Origin of the sequence: Streptomyces sp. NPDC002588 (genome assembly GCF_040295925.1) — a bacterium.
GTDB lineage: Bacteria > Actinomycetota > Actinomycetes > Streptomycetales > Streptomycetaceae > Streptomyces.
The window spans coordinates 169,031-191,607 of the sequence record NZ_JBEOWF010000017.1 but is presented as its reverse complement, the minus strand read 5'-3'; the positions used below and the strand labels follow the sequence as shown (position 1 = coordinate 191,607).

23 protein-coding genes and 6 tRNA genes are annotated in these 22,577 nt (G+C 70.0%); 20 read left to right on the top strand and 9 right to left on the bottom strand.

The features are described 5' to 3' along the window. The first annotated feature begins 133 nt into the window (after positions 1 to 133). From ABT057_RS21465 to ABT057_RS21455, 3 genes are all read left to right on the top strand, one after another. Positions 134 to 436 (top strand): response regulator transcription factor, encoded by a 303-nt coding sequence (locus ABT057_RS21465; RefSeq protein WP_352344708.1) that lies wholly within the window; start codon positions 134 to 136, stop codon positions 434 to 436. Between the two features lie 94 nt (positions 437 to 530). Further along, positions 531 to 935 (top strand): hypothetical protein, encoded by a 405-nt coding sequence (locus ABT057_RS21460; protein ID WP_352344706.1) that lies wholly within the window; start codon positions 531 to 533, stop codon positions 933 to 935. A 194-nt stretch (positions 936 to 1,129) separates the two neighbouring features. Further along, entirely contained in the window at positions 1,130 to 1,996 is an 867-nt protein-coding gene (locus ABT057_RS21455) for a hypothetical protein (RefSeq protein WP_352344704.1), read from the top strand. Between the two features lie 141 nt (positions 1,997 to 2,137). Here the strand turns inward: ABT057_RS21455 and ABT057_RS21450 are convergent, their stop codons facing one another. Next, the gene (locus tag ABT057_RS21450; RefSeq protein WP_352344772.1) at positions 2,138 to 3,517 is read right to left on the bottom strand and encodes a serine/threonine-protein kinase; all 1,380 of its coding nucleotides are present in this window, start codon (positions 3,515 to 3,517) and stop codon (positions 2,138 to 2,140) included. Positions 3,518 to 3,709: 192 nt separating this feature from the next. Between ABT057_RS21450 and ABT057_RS21445 the strand changes: the two genes are divergently transcribed. The 4 genes from ABT057_RS21445 to ABT057_RS21430 all read left to right on the top strand — a co-directional run bounded on the left by ABT057_RS21445 (position 3,710) and on the right by ABT057_RS21430 (position 5,858). Continuing rightward, on the top strand, positions 3,710 to 3,907 hold the full coding sequence (locus ABT057_RS21445) for a hypothetical protein (RefSeq protein ID WP_352344702.1): 198 nt from the start codon (positions 3,710 to 3,712) through the stop codon (positions 3,905 to 3,907). 198 nt (positions 3,908 to 4,105) lie between these two features. Further along, positions 4,106 to 4,285: a hypothetical protein gene (locus ABT057_RS21440; protein WP_352344700.1), complete on the top strand. Its 180-nt coding sequence runs from the start codon at positions 4,106 to 4,108 to the stop codon at positions 4,283 to 4,285. Between the two features lie 238 nt (positions 4,286 to 4,523). Next, entirely contained in the window at positions 4,524 to 5,471 is a 948-nt protein-coding gene (locus ABT057_RS21435) for a phosphotransferase family protein (RefSeq protein ID WP_352344698.1), read from the top strand. An 81-nt stretch (positions 5,472 to 5,552) separates the two neighbouring features. Next, positions 5,553 to 5,858, top strand: a complete 306-nt coding sequence (locus tag ABT057_RS21430; RefSeq protein WP_352344696.1) for a TFIIB-type zinc ribbon-containing protein — start codon at positions 5,553 to 5,555, stop codon at positions 5,856 to 5,858. Between the two features lie 58 nt (positions 5,859 to 5,916). On the opposite strand, the gene ABT057_RS21425 is transcribed toward ABT057_RS21430, so the two are convergent. The 5 genes from ABT057_RS21425 to ABT057_RS21405 form a co-directional block, all read right to left on the bottom strand. After that, positions 5,917 to 5,988, bottom strand: a tRNA-Val gene (locus ABT057_RS21425). A 29-nt stretch (positions 5,989 to 6,017) separates the two neighbouring features. Then, positions 6,018 to 6,089, bottom strand: a tRNA-Val gene (locus ABT057_RS21420). A gap of 36 nt (positions 6,090 to 6,125) precedes the next feature. Then, a tRNA-Val gene (locus tag ABT057_RS21415) sits at positions 6,126 to 6,197 on the bottom strand. A 1-nt stretch (position 6,198) separates the two neighbouring features. Beyond that, positions 6,199 to 6,272 (bottom strand) — tRNA-Cys (locus tag ABT057_RS21410). A gap of 38 nt (positions 6,273 to 6,310) precedes the next feature. After that, positions 6,311 to 6,383: transfer RNA gene (locus tag ABT057_RS21405), tRNA-Gly, on the bottom strand. Positions 6,384 to 6,617: 234 nt separating this feature from the next. Between ABT057_RS21405 and ABT057_RS21400 the strand changes: the two genes are divergently transcribed. The 3 genes from ABT057_RS21400 (at position 6,618) to ABT057_RS21390 (ending at position 9,367) form a co-directional block, all read left to right on the top strand. Next, the gene (locus ABT057_RS21400; RefSeq protein WP_352344694.1) at positions 6,618 to 7,661 is read left to right on the top strand and encodes a chorismate-binding protein; all 1,044 of its coding nucleotides are present in this window, start codon (positions 6,618 to 6,620) and stop codon (positions 7,659 to 7,661) included. Beyond that, on the top strand, positions 7,658 to 8,479 hold the full coding sequence (locus ABT057_RS21395) for an aminotransferase class IV (protein WP_352344692.1): 822 nt from the start codon (positions 7,658 to 7,660) through the stop codon (positions 8,477 to 8,479). Before ABT057_RS21400 ends, ABT057_RS21395 begins: the two co-directional genes overlap by 4 nt. A gap of 63 nt (positions 8,480 to 8,542) precedes the next feature. After that, a complete protein-coding gene (locus ABT057_RS21390) occupies positions 8,543 to 9,367 on the top strand; it encodes a GNAT family N-acetyltransferase (protein ID WP_352344690.1) in 825 nt (274 codons plus the stop codon). Positions 9,368 to 9,391: 24 nt separating this feature from the next. On the opposite strand, the gene ABT057_RS21385 is transcribed toward ABT057_RS21390, so the two are convergent. Beyond that, on the bottom strand, positions 9,392 to 9,958 hold the full coding sequence (locus tag ABT057_RS21385) for a DsbA family protein (protein ID WP_352344688.1): 567 nt from the start codon (positions 9,956 to 9,958) through the stop codon (positions 9,392 to 9,394). A gap of 232 nt (positions 9,959 to 10,190) precedes the next feature. Between ABT057_RS21385 and ABT057_RS21380 the strand changes: the two genes are divergently transcribed. Beyond that, positions 10,191 to 10,637, top strand: a complete 447-nt coding sequence (locus tag ABT057_RS21380) for a hypothetical protein (protein ID WP_352344686.1) — start codon at positions 10,191 to 10,193, stop codon at positions 10,635 to 10,637. 201 nt (positions 10,638 to 10,838) lie between these two features. Continuing rightward, positions 10,839 to 10,991, top strand: a complete 153-nt coding sequence (locus ABT057_RS21375; protein ID WP_352344684.1) for a hypothetical protein — start codon at positions 10,839 to 10,841, stop codon at positions 10,989 to 10,991. A 274-nt stretch (positions 10,992 to 11,265) separates the two neighbouring features. Here ABT057_RS21375 and ABT057_RS21370 read toward each other — a convergent pair whose 3' ends face one another. Together ABT057_RS21370 and ABT057_RS21365 are read right to left on the bottom strand one after the other, a co-directional pair. Beyond that, positions 11,266 to 11,826, bottom strand: a complete 561-nt coding sequence (locus ABT057_RS21370) for a CGNR zinc finger domain-containing protein (RefSeq protein WP_352344682.1) — start codon at positions 11,824 to 11,826, stop codon at positions 11,266 to 11,268. A gap of 269 nt (positions 11,827 to 12,095) precedes the next feature. Further along, a complete protein-coding gene (locus ABT057_RS21365) occupies positions 12,096 to 12,509 on the bottom strand; it encodes an SsgA family sporulation/cell division regulator (RefSeq protein ID WP_004002642.1) in 414 nt (137 codons plus the stop codon). Between the two features lie 191 nt (positions 12,510 to 12,700). Here ABT057_RS21365 and ABT057_RS21360 point away from each other — a divergent pair, with 191 nt between their 5' ends. From ABT057_RS21360 to ABT057_RS21320, 8 genes are all read left to right on the top strand, one after another. Continuing rightward, positions 12,701 to 13,162: a TIGR02611 family protein gene (locus tag ABT057_RS21360; protein WP_352344680.1), complete on the top strand. Its 462-nt coding sequence runs from the start codon at positions 12,701 to 12,703 to the stop codon at positions 13,160 to 13,162. Positions 13,163 to 13,241: 79 nt separating this feature from the next. Then, positions 13,242 to 13,313, top strand: a tRNA-Val gene (locus ABT057_RS21355). 392 nt (positions 13,314 to 13,705) lie between these two features. Then, a complete protein-coding gene (locus ABT057_RS21350) occupies positions 13,706 to 14,992 on the top strand; it encodes an ABC transporter substrate-binding protein (RefSeq protein WP_352344678.1) in 1,287 nt (428 codons plus the stop codon). 14 nt (positions 14,993 to 15,006) lie between these two features. Beyond that, on the top strand, positions 15,007 to 15,963 hold the full coding sequence (locus tag ABT057_RS21345; RefSeq protein ID WP_352344676.1) for a carbohydrate ABC transporter permease: 957 nt from the start codon (positions 15,007 to 15,009) through the stop codon (positions 15,961 to 15,963). After that, on the top strand, positions 15,960 to 16,835 hold the full coding sequence (locus ABT057_RS21340; RefSeq protein WP_352344674.1) for a carbohydrate ABC transporter permease: 876 nt from the start codon (positions 15,960 to 15,962) through the stop codon (positions 16,833 to 16,835). Before ABT057_RS21345 ends, ABT057_RS21340 begins: the two co-directional genes overlap by 4 nt. 10 nt (positions 16,836 to 16,845) lie before the next feature. Next, positions 16,846 to 17,436, top strand: a complete 591-nt coding sequence (locus ABT057_RS21335; protein WP_352344672.1) for a hypothetical protein — start codon at positions 16,846 to 16,848, stop codon at positions 17,434 to 17,436. Between the two features lie 90 nt (positions 17,437 to 17,526). Beyond that, on the top strand, positions 17,527 to 20,265 hold the full coding sequence (locus ABT057_RS21330; protein WP_352344670.1) for an exo-rhamnogalacturonan lyase family protein: 2,739 nt from the start codon (positions 17,527 to 17,529) through the stop codon (positions 20,263 to 20,265). 814 nt (positions 20,266 to 21,079) lie between these two features. Beyond that, positions 21,080 to 22,447 (top strand): COG1361 family protein, encoded by a 1,368-nt coding sequence (locus ABT057_RS21320; RefSeq protein WP_352344668.1) that lies wholly within the window; start codon positions 21,080 to 21,082, stop codon positions 22,445 to 22,447. The last annotated feature ends 130 nt before the right edge of the window (positions 22,448 to 22,577 follow it).

Here is a 22,577-nt window from a genome sequence, read left to right as displayed (position 1 = left end):
TTTTCTGGCGCGTCCTTTATTCCTGCCTGTAACCTGAACTGGGGTCCCTTCTTCGGTGTTGCGGGGGCCCGGTGGCTTTGGGTGCAGCCCCGCCTCGGTGTGGACCCCAAGGAACCGAAGAACCGGGGGAATAATGAACGTTTCTCACGGGTGCCAGAGCTGCGCACTCGTTCGGATGCATTGCGCCAAGTGGCAGGCCGGCGAAGTGTCCGTGCTCGAAAGAGTCGAGTTGCTGAGCGCACGCGAGTGGGATGTGTTCCGGATGTTGTCCACGGGGTCGTCCAATCGTGACGTGTCCCGCGCTCTCTGCATCACCGAGCGTACAGTCAAGGCCCATATTGCCAGCATCGTGGCAAAGCTTGAGGTCGCCGGGCGATTTCAGGCCGGACTGGTGTCCTACGTCTACCACGTGCAGAACTGTCCCAACGGCCAATAGCTGGCCAGTGCACGATCTGGTGCCATAGCTATAACTGGCTGTCCTGGACGGGACGGAGTAACGCCAGCAAGGCTCGAATCCTGGAGGAACAATCGTGCGAACCAACATCATGCGGCAGCTCCGCCGTGCCGCCGCGACCGGCGCGGCGATCGCCGCGCTCGGCGGAATCGGCATGGCGAGTGCGGGATCGGCATCCGCCGCCACCCACAAGAACGGCGTCGTCGAGGTCGGCGAGCTGGGGCTCTACTACCTCAGCAACTACGGGACGCCGGTCTTCGACCTGTACGTCTCGGACTCCGACTTCAGCAACGACTACTTCCCCGGCACCACGATCCGGGCGGACAACAACACCGAGTCGGACTGGAACCGCGACACCTACACCTGGTGGGTGTGCACCGGCTACAACTACGGCGGCTCCTGCGGATTCATTTCGCCGGGAGGCTACGGCAACCTGAGCACGACCTACAAGAACACGGTGTCCTCGGCGTACTTCAGCTGACGCTGATCCCGCCGCCGAACTGAGGCGACACCACCGCACAGCGGGAAACACCGCACCAGGTCGGGTGTCCTGCCCATTGCAGCTGGGCAGGACACCCGATTGTTTGAACTCAACCGAGATTCGCGGAGTTCATGATGCTTCTCCACCTTCGCAAACCACTCGTAAGATCGGTGTTAAGACGGTTCGGGCCGGCAGTGTGCACCGTCCTTCTCGCGCTCACCGCGATCACTTCCTGCTCTCCCGGCCCAAAGAACGAAAACAATTCCGAACCGGCGGTCCGGGACATTCCCCGGATCGTCGCCGCCGCGGATCTCCGGCTCCCGCTCCAGAACTATCTGCTCACCGACCGTCAACTGCGGGATCTGGACCGGGCCCGGGTCGTCCTGATCGACCGGTGCATGCGGAAGTTCGGATTCGGCTATACGGTCAAGCAGCCCGCCGCCAACTACGGGCCGCGCAGCGCCACTGAACGGCGGTACGGGATCACCGACGCGTCGGACGCCCTCGAATACGGCTACGGGCTGGGAAACCGCGACCCCGCCCTGCAGAAACCCCCCGCACAGCCAAGTCTCGGCGTCGACGCGCAGACCGTTCTGTTCGGCAAGGGAAGATCCAGCATCAAGGGGCGCAAGGTCCCCGACGGTGGCTGCGTGTCCCAGGCCGACCAGTCCCTGGGCACCGCCGCGCCCGCGGGAACGGACCCGAGCCTGGCCCAGCAGCTGTCGTTCCAGTCCTTCGACCGGTCGAAGTCCGATTCCCGGGTGCGAAAAGTGACCCGGGCGTGGTCCGACTGCATGGCCGACAGCGGTTACGACTACACCGACCCGCTCGCCCCGCTGGCCGATCCGGGTCTCTCCGGCAGCAGGAGCGCCCGGACGATCGACACCGCCAAGACCGACATCCGGTGCAAGAAGAACACCAACCTGGTGGGCGTCTGGTTCGCGGTCGAGTCCGCCTACCAGAAGCAGCTGATCGACCAGAACTCCGCGCAGTTGACGGCCATCAAGCGGGCGAACGCTGCCCGCCTCCGGGCCGCCGACGGGCTGACGGCCCGCGGCTGAGGGCCGTAGCGCGTACGCCGCCTGGCTACGCGACCGGGGCACACCACCGGCGGTGGCCGGATGCGAGACGGAGCCGGCACTCGCCTTCCACGCCGTGGTGACGGGCCGCCCCCGGCACCGGGGCCGGTCCGGACGCCCGTACTACGCGCCGCCGACCGGCAGCCGCCCCTGTGACTGCTGCAGTTGCTGATGCCGTACGACACCGGGGTCGCCGCCGAGTCCACGGGCGTGCCCCTGGCAGCCCTGGACGATGCCGATGCCCAGCGCGACGAGCAGTGTCACGACGACGAAGACGAACAGCCGCTGCCGCAGCAGCCGCGGGTTGGCGGGGCGTCGCCCGGTGCCGGTGGGCCTGGGCCCCGGACGTCCCGCCCCACTGCGCGGCGCGGGCCGGCTGCCGCTGCCGCCCGGCCTGCTGCCGCGCCCGGCGGGCGTCGGCCGCGATCCGGACCTGGGCGAGGGCGCGCCGTTCCCACGGGGGGCACCGCCCCCACGCGACGGAGCCCCGCCCCGAGAGGGAGCCGATCCGCGGGAGGACGGCACCCCGCCCCGGGGCGGGGGAGTCCCCGTCCCCATGCCCGGTCCGCCCGACTGCCGCAGCGTGCGCTCCGGGTAGCTGGGGCCGGCGAGACGTCCGGTGGGCCGGTCCGCCTCCGCGGCCCGCGGCACGGGTGGCCGTGGGTCGCCCACCCCCTGCGCCTCGCGGGCGGCGATCTCCTTCAGCCGCAGCGAGAGATCGAGGGTGCTGGGCCGTTCCTCCGGGTCCTTCGCCAGACAGGCCCGGATCAGCGGGGCCAGGGCGTCGGGCACACCGTGCAGATGCGGCTCCTCGTGCACCACGCGGTACAGCATCACCTCGGAACTTCCGTGCCCGAAGGGCGAGTCGGAGGTCGAGGCGTACGCGAGCGTGGCACCGAGCGAGAACACGTCCGTGGCCGGCGTGACCACCGCGCCCCGTACCTGTTCGGGCGCGAGGAAGCCGGGCGAGCCGACCGCCGTCCCCACATGCGTGAGCGTGGAGGCCCCGGTCGCCCAGGCGATGCCGAAGTCGATGATCCGCGGCCCCTTCGGGGACAGCAGGATGTTGGACGGCTTGAGGTCCCGGTGCACGACCCCGGCCTCGTGGACGGCGACGAGCCCCTCCGACAGCGCGGCCCCGATCGAGGCGAGCTCGGCGGCACCGAGCGGCCCTTCGTCGTTGACCTTGTCATGGAGGGAGGGCCCGGGAACGTACTGTGTGGCGAACCACGGCCGGTCCGCGTCCAGATCCGCCGCGACCAGCCGCGCCGTGCATCCGCCCCGGATCCGCCGGGCCGCCGACACCTCGCGCGCGAACCGCGACCGGAACTCCTGGTCCTCCGCCAGATCGGGCCGGATCACCTTCAGCGCGACCCGCTGCCCCTTCTTGTCGGAACCCAGATAGACGACGCCCATCCCGCCCGCGCCGAGCCGTCGGTGAAGCCTGAACGAGCCGACGACGCGCGGGTCCTCGCGCCTCAGGCGCATCATCGCCATGTTCATCCCCGCTGCCCGGTCCGTGTGACGTGGCACAGCTTACGTTTCCACGGCCGTTCGCGCGCAGAGGCCGCGCCCTCTCGCCCCGATCGATTGTCGGTGGCGGACGGGAGACATGAAGGGCGGTCAGAGGGCCCGGGATCAATCGGGCTTTGGCGGCAGTGTGACCTCAACCACCGGTAGGAGAAAGGAGATTGGATGAGGGGCGAGGTGGTGGCCGGCGGAGCGGGCCGCAGGGCGGGGGCGGCGGTCCGCCGGGGGGTGGCGGAAGTGAGCGAAGTCACGCGGGGGCGGCCCCACGCTCTTGAGACGGAGGGCGGGAGGCATGGCCGTCCGGACAGCCCGGAGAAAACCTCCCGCACCGGACACCCACTCCGGGAAGACCCCGAGACCTAGGACTCCGTCTCCACCCAGGGGAGTACTCCGCAGGTCATGGCTCATCCTCCGGGAGGCCCGGCAATCGGTACGAGGGCATGACGCCCGGCGGGCGCCGCACGCCTAGATTTGAGGTCAAGCGGCGGGTGCAGCACTCGTCCCCCGAGGTCAGACGCCCGCCGCTGCCAACCACAACGGAAAACGGTCAGGAGAGGGACCATGGCCCACACGGCACCGCGGACACACTTCCGCACCCGACCCCGCCGCACGGGCCGCCGCCACCCCCTGGTGGCGACACTCATGGCCCTTCCTCTGGCGGCCCTGCTCCTCGTCGTCTTCGACGGCTGGGAGACAGTGGCCACACAAGCGTCGTCCGTGGGAGTGATGCTGGGGCGCTGAGCGGCGACCCCAGGCCCGGAAGAGCGGTCCGGGCGGGGACATCCACCCATGAAACCCCGTGGGGACGGGGGTGCGGCGGACGGCAAAAATGCCGGCGCAGCTGGGGAGCTGCGCCGGCATTGCTCTGCCCGGGACCAACTCCCCCGTGGCCGCGGCGGCCGCGCACACCACACCACCGGGCCCTCGCCTGCGTACCCTCGCTCCCAGACAGCCCCGCACCCTTCCGTCAGGGAGCCCCGTGACCACCGCCACCCCCTTGCTCTCCGACCTCACCGCCCGAGCCAAGGCCAAGGCCCACTCGCGACCGCTTCCTCCCGGCCCCTGCGTCGCTGGCACCCTCGCCGACCGTCCCGACGCCACCGTCGTACGTCACGCCGACACCGTCGCGAAGGCCCACGCCCCGGACACCACCCCCGCCGGTCTCACCCCCCGCCTCGCCACGGCCGCCCGCCTCCCCGACCTGCTCCTCCCTCCGCTCGCCGCCACGCCCGCACACCTCCACGGCCGCCTCGTCACGTTCTGGCCGTACGGCACCCCGGTGGACCCGCAGGACCCGGACGCGGCCCCCTGGGAGGCCGCCGCCACCCTCCTCGCCCGCCTCCACCGCACCCCCGCCCCGATCACTCCCCTCCCTCCGATGCGAGGCCCGGTCAGGGCCGCCCAGGCCGTGGCCAAGCTGCGCGCCGCCGCCGCACACCCCACCGTCACCGCCCCCGTCCTCCGCGCCTGGGCGACGCTCCCCGCCTGGGCCCGCGCCGAGGCTCCCCAGCCCGACACCACCACCCTCTGCCACGGCGACCTCCACCTCGGCCAGCTCGTCCGCCACCCGGCCCCCGACGGCGCCTGGCGCCTGATCGACGTGGACGATCTCGGCACCGGTGTCCCCGCCTGGGACCTCGCCCGCCCCGCCGCCTGGTACGCCTGCGGCCTGCTCCAGCCCGACGAGTGGACCCGCTTCCTGGACGCCTACCGCGCCGCCGGCGGACCCGCCGTTCCCGCCGAGGGCGACCCCTGGCCCGTCCTCGACGTCCCCGCCCGCGCCCTCACCGTCCAGAGCGCCGCCCGCGCCGTGACCAGGGCGGCAGCCGAGGGCCGCCCCCTGGACGAGGTCGAGCGGGCCCTCGTCGACGCCTGTGCCCGAATGGGTTCCGTCCCTCCGCGGTTCGCGTCAGGTTCCACGAAGTAGGGTGCAACCGACCGCAGCCGGACAGTGTCTGTCCTGGCGGTACGCGAAACAGGACCGACGCGCGAGGAGTTGAGCCGAATCATGCAGTGCCCGAAGTGTCACGCCCAGATGCACACGTACAACCGCAACGGCGTCCAGATCGAACAGTGCAGCAACTGCCGGGGGATCTTCCTCGACTACGGCGAGCTGGAGGCGCTGACCCGCGTGGAGTCCCAGTGGTCGCAGCCGGGACCGCCGCCGCCCGCCCCGCAGGCGTACCCGGCCGCTCCCGCCGCCCCGGCCTGGGGTGCCCCGCACGGAGGGCACGGCGGTGGCCATCACGGTGGCGGGCACTACGGCGGTCACCAGCGTCACAAGAGTTTCGGCCACATGCTGTTCTCCAGCTGAAACAAGCCCCATGCAGAAGCCCCCGGCCGTGCGAGACGGCCGGGGGCTTCGGTGCGTGTGGACGATACTGGGATTGAACCAGTGACCTCTTCCGTGTCAGGGAAGCGCTCTCCCGCTGAGCTAATCGTCCTCGGGACTGCGGTACCGCGTGGTGCTGCGTGCGCGATACTGGGATTGAACCAGTGACCTCTTCCGTGTCAGGGAAGCGCTCTCCCGCTGAGCTAATCGCGCGGGTTCGGATCTTTCCGTGGGTGCCGGAAGATCCAGTGGACGATACTGGGATTGAACCAGTGACCTCTTCCGTGTCAGGGAAGCGCTCTCCCGCTGAGCTAATCGTCCTTGGAGGTGGAGACGGGATTTGAACCCGTGTAGACGGCTTTGCAGGCCGTTGCCTCGCCTCTCGGCCACTCCACCAGGAGTGTAGGGGATCGGGAAGAACCCCTCTTCCTTCGAGCGGACGACGAGGCTCGAACTCGCGACCTCAACCTTGGCAAGGTTGCGCTCTACCAACTGAGCTACGTCCGCTTGTCGTTTCGGTCGGCTCTCGCGTCCCGGCGACGAGTTGAACTCTAGCGGATTCCCGGGCCAGTACAAAAACGCGTTTGTGCAGCGTGCTGCCCTGCACCCCGGCCCGGACCTGCGACGGACGCGCGCCCGACCGGCCGCGGCCATGTTAGTGGAGCCGCGGGGAAGTGCTGCGGACCTGCTCAGGGGACATCCCCGGGCCACCCCCGCGACACCGGACCTAGACTCGACAGCGTGCCCGACCTTCCGCCCCTCGCCCGTTTCGGCGCCCGCGTCGCCACCGGCCTGCTCGACGTGACCAGCGACCCCGCCGCCCTCGACTCCACCGGTTTCTGGGCGGTCACGGCGGACTTCGAAGGCGGTCCGGTCTGCGCCCGCTTCGCCGAGGTACGCGAGGAGCCGGTCCCGGCGCCCGTGCCGGGGGAGTGGCGGGGGCCCGCCGTCGGCGACTGGACGTCGTCGCTCGACCGCGCCGCGTACACCGCGGGTGTCCGCCGGATACGGGAGCACATCGCCGCCGGCGAGGTCTACCAGGCGAACCTGTGCCGCGTCCTGACCGCGCCCGTCGCGCCCGACGCCGACGTGGACGCGCTGACCGCCCTGCTGGCCCGCGGCAACCCGGCGCCCTACGCAGGAACGATTCGCCTCCCCGGGTACGGCGTCGAGCTCGCCACCGCGTCCCCCGAACTCTTCCTCCGCCGCGAGGGACGGACCGTCGAGTCGGGACCGATCAAGGGCACCGGCCGCACCGAGGCGGACCTGCTCGACAAGGATCACGCCGAGAACGTGATGATCGTCGACCTGGTCCGCAACGACATCGGACGGGTCTGTGCCACCGGCACCGTGACCGTTCCCGACCTGTGCACCGTGGAGAAGCACCCGGGGCTCGTCCACCTCGTCTCGACGGTCCGCGGCGAACTCCGCGAGGACGCCGGCTGGCCCGAGCTGCTCGACGCCGCCTTCCCGCCCGGCTCGGTCACCGGCGCCCCCAAGTCCAGCGCCCTGCGGATCATCGACGCGCTGGAGACGGCACCCCGCGGCCCCTACTGCGGCGGCATCGGCTGGGTCGACGCCGACCGGGGCACCGGCGAGCTTGCCGTCGGCATCCGCACCTTCTGGATCGACCGTGCCGAAGGAGTGCTGCGCTTCGGCACCGGCGCCGGCATCACCTGGGGCTCCGACCCCGAGGCGGAATGGCGGGAGACCGAGCTGAAGGCGGCGCGACTGCTCGCGGTAGCGTCGGGAACGTACGAGGTGAGTGGAGGGACCCTGACGTGAAGATCTGGCTCGACGGAGGGCTGCAGGACACCGAGTCCGCCCGTGTCTCCGTCTTCGACCACGGCCTGACCGTGGGTGACGGCATCTTCGAGACGGTGAAGGCGACGAACGGCAGGACGTTCGCACTCACCCGCCACCTGGACCGGCTGACCCGGTCCGCGCGCGGCCTCGGCCTGCCCGACCCCGACCACGACGAGGTCCGCCGCGCCTGCGCCGCCGTCCTCGAGGCCAACCCCGTGGCCCTCGGCCGCCTCCGCATCACCTACACCGGCGGCCACGGCCCCCTCGGCTCCGACCGCGGCGACCGCGGCCCCACCCTCGTCGTCGCCCTCGGCGAGACCAGCCGCCGTCCCGACTCCACCGCCGTGATCACGGTCCCCTGGACCCGCAACGAGCGCGGTGCGCTGACCGGCCTCAAGACGACCTCGTACGCCGAGAACGTCGTCGCCCTCGCCCGCGCCCACCAGGACGGCGCCTCCGAAGCCCTCTTCCCGAACACCGTCGGACAACTCTGCGAGGGCACCGGCTCCAACGTCTTCGTCGTCCTGGACGGTGAGATCCACACCCCTCCGCTCGCCTCCGGCTGCCTCGCGGGCATCACCCGGCAGCTGACCGCCGAGTGGACCGGCGCCAAGGAGACCGATCTGCCGCTCGACGTGCTCGAGCGGGCCGACGAGGTCTTCCTCACCTCCACCCTGCGCGACGTCCAGGCCGTCCACCGCGTGGACAGCCGCGAACTGCCGGGCGCCCCGGGCCCGGTGACCGCGAAGGCGATGCGCGTCTTCGACGAGCGCGCCGGGAACGACCTGGACCCGTAGACGTCAGGGGAGTCCCCGGGAAAACAGGCTGACTTCAGTGCGTACGACGGGTAGAAAGCCCTGATGACCACGACCCTGCGGCCCACCGAGCCGCTCCAGCGCGCCGCCGACGGAGCACTGTCCCGCCACTACCGGGTGTGCGTGAACAGCCGCCCCGTCGGAGCGGTCCGCCTCTTCACCGATCCCGTCCTCGGGCTCGCCGTCGCCCACATCGACGAGCTGTACATCGAGGAGCCGGACCGCGGCCGGGGCCGTGGCACGGTGGCCGCGCTCGCCGCCGAGGAGGTGGCCCGGGGCTGGGGCTGCGGGCAGATCGAGATCAGGGTGCCGGGCGAGGCCGACCGCGCCCTGCGGCTCGCCACGGCCCTCGGCTACGTCCAGCGCAACCGCGGGATGGAGAAGCGGCTCGGCGGCGTCGCGCCCGGACTGCCGGCCGGCAGCCGGGCCCGGCCCATGACGGAGGCCGAGTACGGCTCCTGGGCCGAGCGCGGGATCGTGGAGTACGCGCAGGAGTGGATCGACCGCGGAGTGCCCGGGGACTCGGCCCGGGCCAAGTCCCGGCAGGACTACGCGCGGTTGCTGCCGGAGGGCCTGGCGACGCGGAACGCGCGGATCAGCGTCCTGGAACACGAGGGCGTCCCGGTCGGCGACCTGTGGCTCGCGTTCGTGGCCGGCAGCGCCTTCGTCTACAACGTCGAGACGTACGAGGAACATCGCGGCCGGGGACACGGCCGTTCCCTGATGCTGCTGGCGGAGGCCCAGACGGTGGCCGCCGGGGGAGAGGTGCTGGGTCTGAACGTCTTCGCGGGCAACACACCCGCCGAGCGGCTCTACGAGTCCCTGGGATACGTGACGGTGGGCTACTCGATGTACAAGCCCCTGCTGTGAGGCCGCCGCCCGTCCGCCCTGCCCCTACTGCTGCTCGGCCAGCAGCCGGTCGGCGATCTCCTCGACGCGCTCGCGCAGGCCTTCCTGGCTCTTGCCGCCGTCCAGGCGCTCGCCGCCGATGACGTACGTCGGAGTGCCCGTCACGCCGATCGCCTTGCCCTCGGCCTGGTCGGCGTCCACGATCAGGATGTGCCGGCCGTCGATCAGCGCCGTGTCGAACTCCTCGGCGTCCAGCCCGATTTCACCGGCCACGGCGACCAGGAAGGGTTCTCCCCCACGGTCCAGTTCCTCGACCCGCCCCAGCACCGCTTCCACATAGGGCCAGCCCTTGCCCTGCTCCAGGGCCTCCTCGGCGGCCTGCGCGGCGGCGAAGGCGTGCTTGTGCTTCTCCAGCGGGAAGTGCCGCAGCCGCAGCTCCAGCCGGTCGCCGTAGCGCTCGCGCAGCGCCCGCAGATCATCGAGGGCGGCGCGGCAGTCCGGGCACTGCAACTCGCACCAGACGTCGAGGACGACGGCGGGACGGGAGGACGCCGGGACGGAGGCGGCGGAGACAGCGGCGGCGGAGGGGGACGCGGCGGAGGAGTCACTCATGCCCCCAGTCTCCCAGTCCCCGGCGGCGGCCCACGCTGCACCTCCCGAAGGACCCTCGGGACGGCTGGGTCGGCACCTCCGGAGGAGGCGACCCGGAGATGTCCCTGATGTCCGGACCGGAGCATGGCCCGGGAGCGGCCCGGAGGTGCAGGATGGAAGGGACGAAGCGCCTGTCCGTACCGGGTGCGAAGTCCAGACGTCCCTGTCCGAGTGAGCCAGCCTGGAGGACCGGATGATTGCCGAGACCGTCTGTTCCGCCGTCGCCGCGGCCGGCCTGGGCATCGCGGTGGTCACGGCCTACCGCAAGCGCTACCTGTCGGCCGCCCGCATCGCGGCCTACTCCCTCGTGCCCCTCGGACTCGTGATGACCGGCGTCGTCGAGTGGGTCGCCGACACCGCCTTCAGCCCGACCGCCTGGGCCGGCTTCGGAGTGCTCGGCGTGGCCTGGGCGCTGTTCGCCACCACCCGCGCGGTGGAGCGCCGCAGGGGCGGCACCAGAAAGGAGCGCAAGGCGGCGGCCCGCGCCGCGCGGTCCGACGCCCTGGCCCCGACCGCCGGGGCACCCTCCCTGGGCCCGGCGGCCTCCCGTCCGGCCGCCCGCCCCGCCGCCCCGCGCGCGACGGGCGGCACCGACGACTTCAGCGACATCGAGGCCATCCTCAAGAAACACGGCATATGAGGCCACGCCGCGCCCGCACAGGTCCCGCGTGCGGCCCCGCATATGACGGTGGCGCTCACGATTGAAACGACACAGTCGGCCCAACCGCGCACGGAAACGATCACGGCCTGAAACCGACGTCACGGAATTCGGCGAACACCCGCTCAATCCGGGCGTGTTGATCGCGCGGTACGCTTCGCCTGCGTCATCATCGCCCGCGAGATGCTGGACACGGAACAAGGCGACACCGCGCCGCCGCAGGACGAGCCGCGCGGATGCCTCTTCGCCCTTTCCCAGCCACCGCTGATGATCTTTCTTGCGGTGATCGGGTGTCTGCTGCTCATGGCTGCGCTGCACGATCTGCTGCTGCTCTGAGCCGTACCCGCGGTCCCCGGCGCCACCCGCCGGGGCCGCGTCGGCACCGGCACTCACCCACCACGGCGACAGCCTCCGGCCCGAGGGCGCGGTCGGCCGATCACAGTCAGCAACCCCTCAGCCGTTACCGCAAGCCCTCAGCCGTTACCGCCCGGCCACTCGCGGCCGACGGCGACCGGCCCACGAGCCCCACCCGCCACTCCTCACACCCGCACACCCCGCGACCACCCTGATGCTCACCTTCCCCCTGACTTTCCCCCTCACCCGACAGCGGTCAGCCCGCCGCCTCCTTGCGTCGCGCGCGGTAGGCCGCGACATGCAGGCGGTTGCCGCAGGTCCGGCTGTCGCAGTAGCGGCGGGACCGGTTCCGGGAGAGGTCGACGAAGGCGCGCCGGCAGTCCGGAGCCTCGCAGCGCCGCAGCCGCTCCTGCTCACCGGCCACCACGAAGAAGGCCAGCGCCATCCCGCAGTCGGCCGCCAGATGGTCCGCGACCGAGGCGCCGGGCGCGAAGTAGTGCACATGCCAGTCGTAGCCGTCGTGATCCGTGAGCCGCGGGGTGGTACCCGCCGCGGCGACCAGTTCGTTGATCAGCCCGGCGGCGGACCGCGCGTCCCGCGCCGCGAAGATCCCGGCGAACCGTCCCCGGACCTTGCGCACCGCGGACAGATCGAACTCGGAGAGCACACCGACATCGCTGATCTCGTGCTTTCGTACGAAATCCTCCAGCGCGGCGACATCCGTCAGCGCGTCCGGGGCCGTCTCGCCCTCCGGCGCGGTGTTCAACAGATCGACCACGGCATCGAGCGCACATCGGGTGTCGTGGGTGATCAGCACGTTTCGCTCCCTGGCCTGGGCGACGGGCGGGCGCCCGCCGATGCTGGCCGATGGTAGCCGCCCCGGGCGGGTAAGCCACGAGCCCGCACACCCCGACTGCTCCGACGCCGCCTGACGCCGCTCCCCACGACGGCAGAACGGCCGTGAACGCACCGACGCCGCGCCACGGCGGACCGTGGCGCGGCGTCGACGCGTTCCCTGTGCGGTTGTCGTGGCCCGAGCCGTCTCCCCGAGTGGACGGCGCCGGGCGGCTCGGAGTGAGCCCCGCCCTAGCTTTCCGCCAGGATGTGCGAGAGCTCTTGGTCGAGATCGAAGTGCCGGTGCTCCGTGCCGGGAGGCACGGCCGCGTCAGTCCGCTTCAGGAAGGACTCCAGGGCTCGCGCCGGGGCCTCGAGCAGGGCCTCGCCCTCGGGCGAGCTCAGGGCGATGCACACGACGCCCTGACCGTGACTGCGCGACGGCCAGACGCGGACGTCGCCGGTGCCCGTGGGCCGGTGCAGGCCCTCGGCGAGGAGGTCGCGGGCGAACACCCACTCGACGGTCTCCTCGGCTCCGGTGTGGAAGGTGGCGTGCACGGCGTAGGGGTCGGCCGTGTCGTACCGCAGGCCTGCGGGGACAGGCAGGGATGACTCGCTCGACACAACGAGGCGCAGGTGCAGCTCGCAGCTGACCGTGGTGTTCATAAGCGCCAGGGCCTTTCGCTCAGTGTGCGCTCGGGGATTCGCACGTCGGCGAAATCGACATGCCACCTACGGTGCCGTTGTAAACCCCTCTGAGTGTTTTGCGTGCCTTTACGTAACTCTTCCGGCCGAGAGCCTGTTCGTGAAGTACCACCATTCCGGTGACTGGAATCTCTCGGGTAGGGTCTTGCTGTATGAATACGGGGAGTAACGAGCCTGGCGAGGTAGCCATGGCGGCCGACGGGACGAAGGCGGACGGGGCGCCGGAAGAACCACAGGACCAGGGGCTCGGCTCCCGGGCGCCCGCATTCGTCAAGTCACGCCGCGTGCTCCACCTGAGCTGGCAGGTCGGCGTCTTCGTGATCGGCCTGGCCGTGGTGGGCGCCGGCATCGTCATGCTGCCGCTGCCCGGGCCCGGCTGGGTGGTGATCTTCGGGGGCATGGCGATCTGGGCCACCGAGTTCGTCTGGGCCCAGCTGGTGCTGCGCTGGACCAAACGCAAGGTCACCGAGGCGGCCGCGCGTGCCCTCGACCCCAAGGTGCGCCGTCGCAACATCGTCCTGACCTCGATCGGCCTCGTGATCATCGGGGCGGTGCTGGGTGTCTACCTGTGGAAATTCGGCATGGAGATGCCCTGGAACATCAAGGACCAGTGATCGGCGGCAGAGGTGCGGAGGGCCGGTCGGTCTTGGTCACGGGCATCCGCTGACATGGGGTAATGTTCTTCCTGCGTCCGGGCGATTAGCTCAGTGGGAGAGCGCTTCGTTCACACCGAAGAGGTCACTGGTTCGAACCCAGTATCGCCCACGTCCGGCACGGTGGCCCGTCTGCGAGACAGCAGGCGGGCCACCGTCGTTCTGTCGTCCCACCGGGACGGGTCGTCGTCGTTCGGGCGCTGTCGCCTTCGGTGAGCCGGTCGCCTTATCCCTGCCCCTCCCGGCGAATTCCCTTCGCCGCGGGCGCCGGACGAAAACTGATTCTCCGTTCGACAAGCCGAACCCGCGTCCCTCACCAGCGACTTCGCCACGCTCTCCGCGCCGGTTCGCCGCGGTGGACCCGACCCGTCGCAAGGGTGCCGCGCAAGAAATTCCTGTCCGAATCATTGACGCTCCCTCGGCCCCCTCGTACCTTGTGCCAGCAAGCGCTTTCTTGAAACGATTCATGCAAGCGGCAATGGCGCTGCGGGAGGGGGCCCAACCATGGGAACCAGCAGGAATGTTGAGAGGCGTACGATCCTGAAGGTGGCTGGAGCCTCCGCGGCCGGCTTAGGGCTGGGCGCGACGACGGCGTGCGGTGGTGGCAGCGGTTCCGGAGACGGGACGGTGACCCTTCGTTACGCGTGGTGGGGTGGCGAGCCGCGCACCATCGCCATCAAGAAGACGATCGCGCTCTTCGAGAAGAAGTACCCGAAGATCAAGATCAAGCCTGAATTCACCGACTACGAGGCGTTCTGGGAGAAGTTCCAGACCCAGGCCTCCGGCGGGAATCCGCCGGACGTTTTCCAGAATGCGGTCGGCTTTCTGCGCAAGTACGACAAGCGCGGCGTTCTGATGGATCTCAAGACGCAGGCGGACGCGGGGAACCTGAGCCTGGAGAACTTCCGCAACGGCGTTCTGGCGAACGGTCAGGTCGACGGCAAGCAGATCGGCGTACCCGTCGGCGCCAACACCATGGCGCTCGTCATCGACGTCAAGGCCTTCAAGAAAGCGGGCGTGGAGGCGAAGTTCGGCTGGACCTGGGACGAGTACTTCGACGCGCTGCAGACGATCCAGGACAAGCTGAAGATCGCCGGTGACACCGGCTACTTCAGCATCATGTACCTCTACGACCTGTATCTGCGTCAGAACGGCAAGGCCTTTTTCACCGACTCCGAACTCGGCTTCACCGAGGACGATCTGACGCAGTGGTGGGAGGACGGCTACAAGCGCGTCAAGTCCGGGCTGGTCGCCGACCCGAAGAAGATCGAGCAGGTCAAGCCGAAGTCCGGCCTTTCGGCGGGCCTGGCGGCGTCCGAGTTCACCTGGGACAACTTCTCCATCCGCTACGAGGGCGAGGGCGAGTCCGACTACGGGATCGCGCCGATCCCCACCACGGACGGCAAGGACACCGGCCAGTACCTCGGTTCGCTGATGCTGAGCGCCTTCTCCGGGACCGGGCATCCCAAGGAAGCGGCCCAGTTCATCGACTTCATGGTCCACGACCCCGAGGTCGGCAAGATCATGGGCTACGACCGCGGCATCCTCGCCACCACGGAGCAGTACGACGCCTTCACGCCGGCCGACGCCAACAACAAGGGCGTCGCGGCCTACGAGGACGAGGTCGCCAAGGCGGGCGTCCTCGGGAAGATCACCCCGCACCCGTCCGGCGCGGACGTCGTCGAGGCGGCGTTCCTGCGCATCGGCGGCGAGGTCGCCCAGGGCAAGACCAAGCCGGCCGACGCCGCGAAGGCGCTGTTCGGCGAGGCCAAGGCCGCGTTCGCGGGCTGAGGGGACGTACCACCATGACGCTCGTCAAGGAAGCGCCCGCGCGCCCGGCGAAGAAGCGGTCCGCCGCTCCTGCCGCCGGGCGGCGCGGGCGGCGCCGCGAGAACCTCGCCGGCTATCTCTTCATGTCGCCGTGGATCGCGGGGTTCCTGCTGCTCACCGCGGGGCCGATGATCGCGTCGCTGTACTACGCGTTCACCAGCTACAACCTGTTCACGCCGCCCCGGTGGGTGGGGCTGGACAACTTCACGACGATGTTCCAGGACCCGCGCTGGCAGAAGTCGGTGCAGGTCACGCTGAAGTACGTCGTCGTGGCCACACCGCTGAAGCTGCTCCTCGCGCTCGGAGTGGCGCTGCTGCTCGCGCAGAAGCGGCGCGGGCAGGCCCTGTACCGGGCGGCGTTCTACCTGCCGTCGCTCATCGGCGCCAGTGTCTCCGTGGGCTTCGTGTGGCGGGCGCTGTTCTCCGACGACGCCATCGTGGACCGTACGCAGCAGGTCTTCGGTCTCGATGTCGGCGGCTGGATCGGCAATCCGGACTATGTCCTGTACTCCCTGGTGGCCCTGAGCATCTGGCAGTTCGGCGCACCGATGGTCATCTTCCTGGCGGGGCTCAAGCAGGTGCCGCGGGAACTGTACGAGGCCGCCGAGATGGACGGCGCCGGCCCCTTCCGGCGGTTCTGGAACATCACGCTGCCGATGATCTCCCCGGTGCTCTTCTTCAACGTGCTGCTGGAGTCCATCCACGCGTTCCAGGTGTTCGGCTCCGCGTACGTCGTCTCCGACACCCGGTGCGGGCCCGCCGACGCCACGCTCGTCTACACCTGTTACCTCTACCAGAAGGGCTTCAAGGAGGCCCAGATGGGCTTCGCCTCCGCGATGGCCTGGACGCTGGTGGTGGCGGTGGCGCTCGTCACGGCGGTCCTGTTCTGGACGCAGAAGAAGTGGGTGCACTACGAGGAGGCCGCCAAGTGACCAGTGCCACCAGCCCTGCCCTGCGCACCGCGAAGGAGCGGCGGCGCGTCGGATCCCTCGTCTGGCACCTGGGCGCGCTCCTCGTGCTGGCGGTCGTCCTCTACCCGGTGATCTGGGTGCTCGGCGCCTCGTTCAAGCCGAGCAAGGACATCATCGCCAGCCTCGACCTGCTGCCCGCCAAGCCGGTCTGGGCGAACTTCTCCGGGCTCGCCGACGGTATCTCCGGCATCTCCATCGGCAGCTTCTTCCTGAACTCGCTGACGTACGCGCTCCTCGCCGTCGTCGGTGTCGTGCTGTCGAGCTCGCTGACCGCGTACGCCTTCGCCAAGATCCGGTTCGCCGGGCGGAACCTGCTCTTCACGCTGATGATCGGCACGCTGCTGTTGCCGTACCACGTGCTGCTCATCCCGCAGTACGTGCTGTTCCGCAACCTCGGCTACATCGACACGCTGGTGCCGCTCGTCGCGGGCAAGTTCCTGGCCACGGAGGCGTTCTTCGTCTTCCTGATGGTGCAGTTCATGCGCGGCCTGCCGCGCGAGCTGGACGAGGCCGCCAAGCTCGACGGCTGCGGGCATCTGAGGACCTACTGGTCGATCGTGCTGCCGCTGAGCCGGCCCGCGATCATCACCAGTGCGATCTTCACCTTCATCAACGCGTGGAACGACTTCATGGGGCCGCTGATCTACCTCAACACCCCCTCCAAGTACACCGTTTCGCTCGGCCTGATGATGTTCCGCGACCAGGAGGGCATCTCCAACTACGGGAGCATGATCGCGATGTCGCTGGTGTCGCTGGTGCCGGTCATCGCCTTCTTCATGGCCTTCCAGCGTTACCTCATCGACGGGATGGCGACCTCCGGACTGAAGGGCTGAGGCGGTCACCGTGGCGCAAGCACGTGTGAAGGCACCCAGGGGGTCCGTGTTCGGCGAACGCTTCGCGGTCTTCGCCGAGTGTCTGCTCACCGGGGTGTGGATCGCGGTGGCCTCGCTCGGCGTGGTCACCTACCCGGCCGCCTTCGCCGCCGGCGCGCGGCATCTGCGCCGTCGTACTGCCCATGAGGGAGGGGGATGGCGGGAGTTCGTCACCGACTTCCGCTCCGCCGTGCGCGGCGGGTGGCTCGCCGGGCTCGCCGGGTGGGCGGCGGTGGCCGCGGTCTGGGTGGACGTCCAGGCCGCGCGGGCCGGCCTCCCCGGCGGGCCGCTCGTGGGGGCCGTAGGACTGTTCGCGCTGATCGGGCTCGCGGTCGCCGGGCTGCGTGCGGCGGCGGTCTGGACGCCGGGGGAGTCCTGGCGCTCCCTGCTGGCGCGGGCGGGGCGTCGTACCGTGCTCGACCCGGCCGGATCGTTCCTGCTCACCGCCGGGCTGGCCGTGGTGGCCGTCTCCGGCTGGGTGATCGCGCCGCTGGCCGTCCCGGTGCTCGGGGCGGTCGTGGCGGCGGCCGTGGCCGTGGAGGAGCGTTACCGCAGGCGCTGAGCCACTCCGCCCCGCATCGAGGCCGGCGCCCCGGTGCCGAAGGTTCATCTGTCATGCCCCTGATCAGTATTCCTCAGGAAAGGAATGGCCATGTCTCCCATCCCCCGCAGGTCTCTCCTCAAGGCGGCGGCCGTCGCCGGAGCCGCCGCCCAGTTCTCCTGGGCGCTGGGGGCGCAGGACGCCGTGGCCGCGCCCGCGGCCGAGGCGGCGGACGCGGACCCGGTGGTCCTGGACTGGCTGGAGGACGGCGGCCTCGGCGCCGCCCCCGGTTCCACCCTCGGCGTGCCCTGGCCGATGGGCGCCTTCCAGGAGGACCAGACCTTCGCGCTGACGGACGCCGAGGGCAAGGACGTGCCCGTGCAGTCCTGGCCGATCGCGTACTGGCCGGACGGCTCCCTCAAGTGGACGGCCCACGCGGTCGGCGCGGGAACGGGGAAGCTGACCCTCGCCGCGGGCACCCCCGCCGCCCCCGACCGGAAGGTCACCGTCGACAAGCGCGGCGGCACGGTCGACGTCTCCACCGGCGTCATCACGGTGAAGATCGGCAAGGACGGCGCCTCCCTGATCAAGTCCGTCAGACGCGGCTCGACCGAGATCGCCAAGAACGGCCGGCTGGTCCTGATCCGCCAGCCCGAGATCGAGGACGAGGACCAGGGGACGGTCAGGACGGAACGATTCGAGGGCGCCATCGGGGACGTGACCGTCGAGCAGGAGGGCCCGGTCCGCGCGGTCGTCCGCATCGACGGCAGACACCGCAAGGGCGGCCGCAGCTGGCTGCCGTTCTCCATCCGCCTCTACTTCTACGCGGGCGCCGACTCCTTCCGCATGGTCCACACGATCACCTACGACGGCACGCAGGAGCCCGGCAAGGCGAGCGGTGACTTCATCCGCGGCCTGGGCGTGCGCTTCACGGTCCCGATGCGCGACGAGGCCTACGACCGGCACATCCGCATCGGCGGCGAAGGGACCGGTCTGCTGCGCGAGGCCGTCAAGGGCATCACCGGGCTGCGCCGCGATCCGGGCGCCGCCGTCCAGGCCGCCCAGTACGCGGGCGACAAGCTGCCCGACCCCGCCACCTGGGACCAGCGGGTGACCACGAGGCTGCAGTACATCCCCGAGTGGGGCGACTACACCCTCTCCCAGCTCTCCGCCGACGGCTTCACGCTGCGCAAGCGCACCAAGAAGGGCTACGGCTGGATCGGTGCCGGCGGCGGCAGGCGGGCCTCCGGCTTCGGGTACGTCGGCGGCGCGAGCGGCGGATTCTCCTTCGGCCTCAGGGACTTCTGGGAGCGCCACCCGAGCCAGCTCGACATCCGGGACGCCCACACCGACGCGGCCGAGGTCACCCTCTGGCTCTGGTCGCCCGAGGCGCAGCCCATGGACCTGCGCTTCTACCACGACGGCATGGGCCAGGACACCTACGCCGAACAGCTCGAGGGTCTCAACATCACCTACGAGGACCACGAGCCCGGCTTCGGCACCCCCTACGGGATCGCCCGTACCTCCGAACTCCTCTTCTGGGCCAACGAGTCGACGCCGGCCCCCGACAGGCTCGCCGAACAGGTCGAGGCCGTCCGGGTGCTGCCGCAGCTCGCCGCCCCGCCCGGGCAGCTCATCAAGGCGAAGGTCTTCGGCCCGGGCCTCTACGCCGAGCCGGACCGCTCCACCCCCGCCAAGGCGAAGATCGAGGACCACCTCGACTTCCTCTTCACCTACTACAAGGACCAGGTGGAGCAGCGCCGCTGGTACGGCTTCTGGGACCACGGCGACATCATGCACACCTACGACACCGTCCGGCACCAGTGGCGCTACGACATCGGCGGCTACGCCTGGGACAACTCCGAGCTGTCGCCCGACCTCTGGCTCTGGTTCGCCTACCTGCGCTCGGGCCGTGCCGACATCTTCCGCTTCGCCGAGGCGATGACCCGGCACACCGGCGAGGTCGACGTCTACCACATCGGCCAGTGGGCGGGCCTGGGCACCCGGCACGGCGTCCAGCACTACGCCGACAGCGCCAAGCAGCAGCGCATCGCCAACACCACCTACCGCCGCTACTACTACTTCCTCACCGCCGACGAACGCGTCGGCGACCTCATGCACGCCAACGTCGACTCCGACGAGACGTTCCTCGCCCTGGACCCGCTGCGCAAGGTCCGCACCGACCCGTACACACCCGACCGGCACGCCCTGTCGGTCGGCTTCGGCACCGACTGGAGCGGTCTGGTGTCGGCGTGGCTGACGGAGTGGGAGCGCAAGGGCCCGAAGTGGGAGAAGGCCAAGGCGCGCGTCCTGTCGACGATGGAGACCATCGCCGCCCAGCCCAACGGCTTCGTGCAGGGCAGCGGCCTGTACGACCTCGACACCGGGAAGTTCGCGGTCGCCACGACGCCGGTGGTCGGCGTCTCGCACCTGTCGGCGGTCTTCGGGCTCAACGAGCTGTGCGCCGAGCTGATCTATCTGGTCGACATGCCGGAGTTCAACGACGCGTACTTCGACTACTGCCGGTACTTCAACGCCACGAAGGCCGAACAGAAGGCGCGTTACGGGTCCGACTTCGGAAGTCTGCTGCTTTTCCAGGGGCATTCGCGGCTTGACGCGTATGCCGCGGTGCAGACCGGTGACGCGGTGCTGGCCGCGCGGGCCTGGACGAAGTTCTACAGCTCGGACGGGTACATGGAGTCCTCGCCGTGGAGGACTCAGGAGGTGAGTGGGCCGATGGCGCTGGTCGCGGGCAGTGAGGCGAGTTGGGTGTCGACGAACGACACCGCGTTGTACGGCCTCGCCGCCATAGAGAACCTGGCGCTGCTCGGCGACAAGATGCCCTCGTAGACGGGGCGCCAGTGTGCTGCGCCTGAAATCCGTAGGTAGACCTGCCTCGCCTCGGTGGTCGGATTCCCACCGCCGACCAGGCGCGTTGACCGTCCGCGGCTCAGCCGGAACTGCCTAGGAACTTCAGGCGCAGGACACGTGTGCTCTGACCGGGAGGGTTTGCCGGTTGGGCGGGTCATTCCTTTTCACCAGGAACCCAAGCGTCGCCGAGAGGTCAACGTTCGGCAGGCCCGTCAGGTGGACCCGGGCGGAATCGAGGTGGCCACGGGCCCGGTTCCAGTTGGACTGAAGTGCCTCGCGATCAACGGTCATGGCGTCAGTGTCGCCGGTGCTGTTGGCGTCCCTCTGGCCCGGGGTGAGCTTGTGGGTGCGGGTGGCGGTGTAGCCGGTGTGAGGTCGCACCGCGCCCGGCATCCCGACGTGCTGACCGCCCAACGGCGTGAGCCCGCCCGCGTCCGTAGTGAGAAGGGCATCCGCTGGGGCGGGCGACTGACGAAAGCCGCCTGACCAGGGTCCGCCATCAGGACCGAACTGCCTTCAGATGGCGCCTGAACAGCCCTGGCCCACCTGCGCGCCGCCGACCTCGGCTTCCGCGGTCCGACTCGATCGTCTGGAGCGCCGTGGCCGTGGCCGTCCTCCCGGACCACCTCCGCCGGGAGTAATGACCAGGAGGGGCCGGAGCGATTAGGCCCCGGCCCCTCCGACAGGGCCGGAAACCCGGGCGCGGCGGGTTGCCCTGCCATGTGATGATCCAGCCGGTGCGCCGGGGCTGCCGGCGTATCAGTTGCGTCACCACACCCTTGGGGGGTAGCAAATGAAACTGTTCTCTGCCGGACGCCCGTTACGTCTCAGATCCGGCGCCGCCGTGGCGGTGACGGCCGGCCTGTTGACTGCCGGCCTCGCCGCGCCCGCGTTCGCTGACGACGACCCGCCGCAGACCGACCAGTTGTGGATCAACGAGCCGTACGAGCAGACGCTGCCGCTCGGCACCGACGGCGGTCAGCCGCAGTCCCGCACCCTCGGCGTCGGCATCTACCACGACAACGAGAACTTCACGGTGACCGACGGCAGGCTCACCGTCGACGTCTCCGACCTCACCGGGGTCGCCGAGGTGACCTGGCCTGACAACTGCACGCCGAGCGGCACGAGTGCGGTGTGCGACGTTCCCCTGGTACCCGCGATCGGGGGTGACTACGAGGACCAGGTCTTCCTGACGGTGCGCGCGGCCGACGGCGCCGAAGTCGGCGCACAGGGCAGGATCACCTACGAGGCGACGGCCACCGGCCCCGAGGGCACGCTCACCGCGCCGAATGAGAGCTTCGACACCACGCTCACCGTCGGCACCGGGCCAGACCTCGCCATCGCCCCCCTCGCCGACATCGAGGACGGTCAGCCCGGCGACGAGCGGACGATCCCGTTGAAGATCACCAACAACGGCAACGAGAGCGCGAACGGGTTCACCGTCAAGCTGTACGCCTCGTACGGCCTGGCGGATCTGACCCGGTACGACGCCTGCACCTACACCACGACGGACGACAACGACTACGCACCGTCGAGCCAGGCAATCTGCACGTTCGACCAGGTGCTGGCGCCGGGCGACTCCTTCGAACTGCCCGAGCCGCTGACGGTGCGACTCGCCCCGCACGCGCTGAACGAGCGGCTCGACATCGACATCGAGCCGGGCGACGGAGCCCAGGACATCGACTCCCAGAACGACTACGCGGTCCTCCAGATCGGCGCGGAAAACACCGCGGACTTCTCCGTGACCGGTGACGCCATCTCCGGCACGGCGGGCGAGACGGCCACCGCCGAGCTCACGTTCAAGAACAATGGCCCGGCCTGGTTCGGCAACCTCGGTTCCGGCGACCCGGTCGCCGAGGTCCGGCTGGTCGTGCCCGAGGGCACCAAGGTCACCGGCGTGCCGTCCGGCTGCTACCCGCACACCCTCGACGGCGGCTACTACCCGAAGCAGACGGGCGCCCCGCGCTACGACTGCGACCTGCGGTACTGGGTGCTGGAAGACACCCAGCGCACGTTCGCGTTCTCCGTGCGTGTCGACACCGTGGTGCCCGGCGCGACCGGTGCCGTGAGCATCCACCCCACGTTCGGCGAGTTCGGCGAGTACCCCTTCGACTTCGACCCGGACCTCACGAACAACACGGCGGTCCTGGCCGTCAACTGACCGGTCCGGGGGTTCGGAGCAGCCGTTCGAGCCGCTGCTCCGAAACCGCGCCTCACAGGGCGGATGCTGCCAAACCTTTCGGGTGGACGAAGACCGCGGACGAGATCCTCGAACGCCTCGCCGGACATCT

Bases quoted from the DNA above. Each gene is read 5' to 3' on its own strand.
- ABT057_RS21465 (WP_352344708.1), top strand. From the start codon at position 134: ATGAACGTTTCTCACGGGTGCCAGAGCTGCGCACTCGTTCGGATGCAT.
- ABT057_RS21450 (WP_352344772.1), bottom strand. From the start codon at position 3,517: ATGAACATGGCGATGATGCGCCTGAGGCGCGAGGACCCGCGCGTCGTC.
- ABT057_RS21445 (WP_352344702.1), top strand. From the start codon at position 3,710: ATGAGGGGCGAGGTGGTGGCCGGCGGAGCGGGCCGCAGGGCGGGGGCG.
- ABT057_RS21440 (WP_352344700.1), top strand. From the start codon at position 4,106: ATGGCCCACACGGCACCGCGGACACACTTCCGCACCCGACCCCGCCGC.
- ABT057_RS21430 (WP_352344696.1), top strand. From the start codon at position 5,553: ATGCAGTGCCCGAAGTGTCACGCCCAGATGCACACGTACAACCGCAAC.
- ABT057_RS21390 (WP_352344690.1), top strand. From the start codon at position 8,543: ATGACCACGACCCTGCGGCCCACCGAGCCGCTCCAGCGCGCCGCCGAC.
- ABT057_RS21385 (WP_352344688.1), bottom strand. From the start codon at position 9,958: ATGAGTGACTCCTCCGCCGCGTCCCCCTCCGCCGCCGCTGTCTCCGCC.
- ABT057_RS21380 (WP_352344686.1), top strand. From the start codon at position 10,191: ATGATTGCCGAGACCGTCTGTTCCGCCGTCGCCGCGGCCGGCCTGGGC.
- ABT057_RS21375 (WP_352344684.1), top strand. From the start codon at position 10,839: ATGCTGGACACGGAACAAGGCGACACCGCGCCGCCGCAGGACGAGCCG.
- ABT057_RS21365 (WP_004002642.1), bottom strand. From the start codon at position 12,509: ATGAACACCACGGTCAGCTGCGAGCTGCACCTGCGCCTCGTTGTGTCG.
- ABT057_RS21360 (WP_352344680.1), top strand. From the start codon at position 12,701: ATGAATACGGGGAGTAACGAGCCTGGCGAGGTAGCCATGGCGGCCGAC.
- ABT057_RS21350 (WP_352344678.1), top strand. From the start codon at position 13,706: ATGGGAACCAGCAGGAATGTTGAGAGGCGTACGATCCTGAAGGTGGCT.
- ABT057_RS21345 (WP_352344676.1), top strand. From the start codon at position 15,007: ATGACGCTCGTCAAGGAAGCGCCCGCGCGCCCGGCGAAGAAGCGGTCC.
- ABT057_RS21330 (WP_352344670.1), top strand. From the start codon at position 17,527: ATGTCTCCCATCCCCCGCAGGTCTCTCCTCAAGGCGGCGGCCGTCGCC.
- ABT057_RS21320 (WP_352344668.1), top strand. From the start codon at position 21,080: ATGAAACTGTTCTCTGCCGGACGCCCGTTACGTCTCAGATCCGGCGCC.